Source organism: Sinomonas humi (genome assembly GCF_000802235.1).
GTDB lineage: Bacteria > Actinomycetota > Actinomycetes > Actinomycetales > Micrococcaceae > Sinomonas > Sinomonas humi.
In genome coordinates this window covers 1-4,828 of the sequence record NZ_JTDL01000081.1, presented here as the reverse complement: position 1 = coordinate 4,828, position 4,828 = coordinate 1, and the positions used below count along the sequence as shown (strand labels likewise).

Genomic DNA, 4,828 nt, shown 5'->3' with positions numbered 1-4,828 from the left:
ATCCGGAACCTGTCCTCCATTGCGCTCCCGTCGTACGCGGCGAGGACGGCCCGGCAGTCTTTGCTGTTCGCCGTGGCGTCTCGTCCGGAAATCTTCTCGAATGGACGGCTGGTCAGGGACCCGAGAAGCTGTCCGATTCTTGCCTCGACAAGGGCGGAGAGCATCACGACGCGGCCGATCGCTTCGGGGAGATCTGATTCGATATACCCGAATATCTCCTCGGGGATCCAGTAAGGGTCCGCAAGCGGTGCAGGGGTGACGACCTGGTCACCGGCGAAGATGCTCTCGACCGGCTGACCGAACAGCGCGGCGATCCGCTTGGCTGCGTCCGGACTGGGGACGAAGACCTCCTCCTCGATCGAGGCCATGACAACCCGATTGACCCCCACCGCATCGGCCACCTCCTGCAAGGGCATGCCGGCAGCCTCACGCAGTCTCCTAATCGCCTCCATCAGTAATGATCCGCTCCTTCTTTGCCCATTGCCGGACCAGCCTAGGTTCCCGGCAAACTAACGCAGAAGCGGCAGGCGACCGGACGCGGAGCGATGGGCATCCTCGCGGCGAAACGCGAGCAGGGCGCACCCTCCGACCACCAGCGGCAGGTCGCTGAACACCGAGTCGTGGCAGCCAGCCCGTCCGCTTCGATGAGGACCCCCCGACACCTCCAACTCAGGCCGGTTCCAGACGAGGCAGAAACCCAATACGGCCTGCCAGCTCAGCGGTCGTCGGCGGGCAGTGGCCTTTGCCGGCCCGACCACGTCGCTGCAAGTGGGTCGCCCTGCACCGCGCATCCGGGATCATGCGGGCTAGGCCCCGGATTCCGTTAGCAGGGCGGCGACCGCGGCCGAGAAACGGGGTGCACCTGCTCTCCCGAGCGCGCCGAGGACATCCTCCACTGTGGCCGGCGGACGCTTCTTGTCGCGGGCCTGTTCGCCCAGCAACTCCACAGTGCCCGCCGGGTCCAGATCCAGCTGGTCCAACAGGAAGTCATCAGGCGATACGGCGTGCAGGCCGAGGGGCTCGAGGGCATCGGCAGGGAAGTCTCTCAGGTTCGCGGTGACGATCGCCTCCGCCCGGCCGCGGAGCGCGGCGGCCACGACGTGGCGGTCGTCCGGATCTGGCAGCCTGATGCCTGCCACCAGACCCTCCCAACCGCTCACGCAGGCATCCTCGAACGCGGCATTCATCGAGCGGATCCGAGCGTCCACACGTCCAGCGTCGAGTCCGGGGTGGACCTCGAGGACCGCCTGCCTCATCTCGGCGAGGATTCTCGCTGACCATATGGGGCGGTAGAGGTCTCGGTCCGCCAGGCGCAGGAGGGTGTCGCAGAGGGCCGTCGGGACCAGGACGCAGGCATCCAGCACTGCGCCGAACGCCGCCACGTCTACTCGGCGTGGCGGGCGCGCTCGAGCGCCTCGCGGTAGTCCTCGGCGGAGGCCTCGTAGAGGCCGTCCTCGGCCGCCTGCCGAGTCATCTCCGCCAGCCGGCCGCGGCGCTCCCCGCGGCGCCGCTCCCGGTAGTCGAGGACATCGCTGAGCCGGAGCCGGCGATGCCGCCCTCCCGAGGGCTGCTCGTAGGGGATCTCATTCGTATCCAGCAGCTTGACCAGAGTGGGCCGGCTGATCCCCAGCAGGTCGGCGGCCTGCTGGGTGGTGAGCCTCTGGTCCAGCGGGGCGAGAGTGATCGCCTTCCCGGCCCCCATCGCGTCCACCACCTTCACCAGAATCCCGTAGACCTCCATCGGCAGCGGCACCTGCTCCCCGTCCGGGCCCAGCAGAGCAGCGGGCTCTGCGTGGTGCTCCAGGAATCGGGAGAGGTCCAGCATGGCGTGCATGTCCGCTGGCGGGAGCACGGTGCGGTCTTCGGCGTGAGCTGTAGCGGCCATGCCCCCATACTGCCACGAATTCGAAAAAATCGAAAGAGACTCCTCGCGTCTCGAGGTGGTCACCAGGCTTCCTAGGCCCGTGTGTAGGGTCCGAGGTGGTAGCCGGCGTTGAACGGCTTGAACCAGTCCTTGAAGCCCATCGGGGCCATCCCGAGCTGGCGGTTGAGCCATTCGTCGTGCTCGATCCCGTCGGCGCCCGGGTCGAAGAGCACGTCGGCGTCGGTGTCCTCCAGCAGCGCGTCGCGCACGATGCCCTGCCAGCCGGGCTGCAGGTCCAGGTCGTATAGGTCCTCGAAGACCTCGACCTGGTTGATCAGGCAGTGGACGGCGAGCTCCTGGGCGATGCATGCTGGGGACTCCCACCCGCTGGCCAGCCCCTTCATCTGCTCGACGGTCGCCGTTAGGAAGGACTGCGCGAAGCCGAGCCCGCACCTTGCGGCGTACAGCGGCGGAAGGCCCGAGAGGACCCAGGTCCCGGCGATGTCGCTGGCGGTGACCTCCGGCAGCGCCCTCAGCGTGCCGATGTCCTCGAAGAGCTGGTCGATCAGGACGACCGCCCCATGCCAGAGCGCCCCGGCCAGGAGACGGGCCTGCCGCCGCACCCTCTCGCGCTCTTCGTCGCTGACGGAGAGCAGCCATTCTCGCGTACCCTCGTCGAGCTCGTACTCGTCCAGCTCGTCGGCCCGGGGGAGGTGCCCCAGGCTCTGCAGGCTCAGTCCGGTCAGGAGTTCCGCGTCGGCGAGGAAGTCGATCATCCCCTCGGGCTCGGCGTTCATTCCCCGAGTCTAAGGTCCGTCTGGCTCGGTGAAGTCCCGCAGGAACCGGAAGGCCGCCGGGCCGGTGTCAGCGCGACCAACTGCACACGATCCTCTCTGCCTTTGGAGGTGAGGGAGGGGCGCTGACGCTGGTCCGCTAGGAGGTGGGAAGCGTCAGGGCCATGGACTTCTCGCGTTGGGAGGAACGCGCACGAGCGCGGATGCGTGTACCGACCTTCTGGCTTGGTTGGCGTACCAGCGGCACGAGTTCCAGTGGAAGTGGCAGGCCACGCTCACATGCTCCGCTTCGCCGCCCTCGGACGCCTGATCCGGTAGGGCAGGCCGGCTCCCGGACTCCAGCTCTGCCAAGTCTGTCGCCGACGGGAAGCCGAGGACGGCCCTAGCTTGAGGTTGGCCAAGCCGTGGAGAGGATTGATTCGATTGCGAATCTGTGAGGTTCGGCGATGGTCGCCAACGCCTGCGTGTCCATTCTTCCCCAACCGAGGGATGCGGCCGCAATTTGCACAACTATCTCAGGCGCGGAGTCATCCAACGACTCCCCAAGAGCGTGCCCGTTGTTCCAGGCTAAGGCAGCGAGCTTGCCGATCATGGCGAAGCTCACCAAGAAGGCGTCGCTCCACGAGTTTGGGTCACGTGCCTGACGCCAGTCGCTAGGCGGTTCATGGAAAACAAAGTGACGCTGCACTTGTTCTTGAGTCACCGTTGGAAGCAGCTGCCCGCTCCGCAAGCGTTCACTAAATGAAGCGCCCGCGGACTCGAGTAGCCGGTAGGAGGCTTCGTCATCAAGGCAGTCAGTGAGGATGGGGCTCAGCGGCTCTGGACCAAACATGTCTAGCTCGTCAACGAGAAGCAACTCTTGTTCCAGAAGTAACGCGTGCCATGGCACACGTGCCACTGCTTCGGAAGTCGGAATGATGGCCAATTGTGCTGCAAGCCAAGTGACAACCCAATGGTGATCTCGCGCCGCGAGCGCAGTGCGTGTCTCCGTGTCGAGCGACCTCGGCCAGCGGTCGAGGGAGTTGAGGACGGCATATTGAAGGAGCGCAGCCGCGACCACTTCGTCGTCCGGGTCTTCGATGTCGCTGAGGGCCGCTTGAGCTATCAGCATCGACAACGAGACATCAGAAGCGACGCCAGCGAGGTCACTCGCCACGAGCATTGATTTCGCCGTCGGAAGCACCACAGGCTCCCGGTTCGCTTCACTATCCCAACCCTTCCTATCCTCATCCCCCTCAGCATCGAAGGCGACGAACCGGCGCGCCCGATTCTGGCTCTCTTCATGAGCTTCGTAGACTGCTGAGTCTCCCTGCGGCAGCAGGATCGAGCGAGAAACGAATCGGATGCCGAGTTTCACCAAAGCGGTCAGCTGCTCCGCCGACACGGGGATGATTGAAACGAGCGAGATACCGAGCCGGAGCAAAGCGAAAGCATCCAAGTCGCACGCGTCTTTTGCATCGTCCAGAAGCACGGCAAGGAAACGCTGGCCTCCGTGGTCCTTCCAAGCGTCGATGACCGAGACTGCGATCTGGGTCACCGTCCATCCATTCAGGTCGATTAACCGCCCGCGGAGATTTTCGTACAGCTCAGCGGGCGTATCTACGCGTCGGACCTCAAAGACCGCGGCGAAGTACTCGAGAAAAGACTGATGCACGAATCCGTAGCGCAAACGTCCCGCTTCATCAGTCATCACTGCAGTGATGATCCACGCTCGACCCGCCCAAAGGCGCACAGCCTCGCGGGCACGACGTGAGGCGTCCTCCGGGTCCGGAGCGCCATTGCTAATGAATGCGCGCCGCACTTGCCTGACGAGCTCTTCTTCGGGTATTCCATAGCCCAGGTAGTCGTCGTTGCTCAGAACGGCATGAGCAACCTGATACAGCACGGGCCTCACGTCCTTGTCCCAAGCGCGATGATCTTCGATGCCACGCATCGTGTTCCATTGCTGGTAGATCATGTCCGCGCAACGCTCGTACAGGGCGTGGAGCGTTCGCGGGATGTCGCCTCTGGCGTAGTAAATACTGCAGAGCATGCTCAGCATCAGGGGATTTGAGCGAAGGTCACTGGCGTAGGTTCGGCTCTCGTCTATGAAGCCCTTCGCCCGATCGCCGATGTCGGCTTCCCCATCTTTTAGCTTGAACCAGCGGCTCGCATATTCGTGAACCTGGTC

At 64.5% G+C, this 4,828-nt stretch carries 5 protein-coding genes; all 5 read right to left on the bottom strand.

Annotated features, from left to right (window positions below; genetic code table 11):
* Positions 1–416 (bottom strand): helix-turn-helix transcriptional regulator (locus LK10_RS05945; protein WP_043121103.1); only part of this gene is annotated, 416 nt, incomplete at its 3' end.
* Positions 417–806: 390 nt separating this feature from the next.
* Entirely contained in the window at positions 807–1,382 is a 576-nt protein-coding gene (locus LK10_RS05940; RefSeq protein WP_043121101.1) for a PIN domain-containing protein, read from the bottom strand.
* Positions 1,383–1,384: 2 nt separating this feature from the next.
* Complete coding sequence (locus LK10_RS05935) at positions 1,385–1,885, bottom strand: excisionase family DNA-binding protein (RefSeq protein WP_043121107.1); 501 nt, start codon at positions 1,883–1,885, stop codon at positions 1,385–1,387.
* Between the two features lie 71 nt (positions 1,886–1,956).
* Complete coding sequence (locus LK10_RS21750; RefSeq protein ID WP_052207011.1) at positions 1,957–2,661, bottom strand: hypothetical protein; 705 nt, start codon at positions 2,659–2,661, stop codon at positions 1,957–1,959.
* Positions 2,662–3,040: 379 nt separating this feature from the next.
* Positions 3,041–4,828: NACHT domain-containing protein (locus tag LK10_RS22220; RefSeq protein WP_043121099.1), on the bottom strand; the 1,788-nt coding region annotated here is incomplete at its 5' end.

Excerpts from the sequence above, each read along its gene's own strand:
- LK10_RS21750 (WP_052207011.1), bottom strand. The coding sequence starts at position 2,661 with ATGAACGCCGAGCCCGAGGGGATGATCGACTTCCTCGCCGACGCGGAA.
- LK10_RS05935 (WP_043121107.1), bottom strand. The coding sequence starts at position 1,885 with ATGGCCGCTACAGCTCACGCCGAAGACCGCACCGTGCTCCCGCCAGCG.